This is a genomic window from Porphyromonas sp. COT-108 OH1349 (genome assembly GCF_000768755.1).
Taxonomy (GTDB): Bacteria; Bacteroidota; Bacteroidia; order Bacteroidales; family Porphyromonadaceae; genus Porphyromonas_A; species Porphyromonas_A canoris.
Genome location: NZ_JRAH01000035.1, coordinates 1 through 558 on the forward strand (window position 1 = coordinate 1; position 558 = coordinate 558).

Annotated in this window: 1 pseudogene; it reads right to left on the reverse strand. The window is 52.2% G+C overall.

Annotated elements, in window-relative coordinates:
* Positions 1-558 (reverse strand): annotated as a pseudogene (locus JT26_RS10860) (hypothetical protein); the annotation flags it as partial.

The following is a 558-nucleotide window of genomic DNA, read 5'->3' on the forward strand; positions in this document are numbered from 1 at the left end:
GGAGCTTAGATTCGGGTTAATCGAGCAGTAGAATATTGTCAAAGCCGTGTTCTTGCTCACATCCAGCGAGGTGAGGGAGTTATGGGTGCAGGACAACGTTGTCAAAGCCGTGTTCTTGCTCACATCCAGCGAGGTGAGGGAGTTAGAGGAGCAGCCCAACAGTTGCAAAGCCGTGTTCTTGCTCACATCCAGCGAGGTGAGAGAGTTAGAGTAGCAGGACAACCGTGTCAAAGCGGTGTTCTTGCTCACATCCAGCGAGGTGAGGGAGTTAGAGGAGCAGATCAACCCGCCTACCTTTCCATACACCGTAACGGTCTGTGCACCGAGTGTGTACTCTTTATTGATGCCAAATTCGGTCACGCTCTCGCCTGCATCTTTGACCTTGTTGTTGTTCAGGTCTATCCAGACATCCGCTTGGTCTTCCGGCTCGGCGTCGATCGAAAGCTTTATCTTCTCGCCCACCTTTTTCTCTGTCGTCAAGGTGATGGAAGGAAGATCCTCTTCCACGTCATCGCCCAAGATCGTCAGGCGGTTATCTTTCCACTCTGCCCGTACACG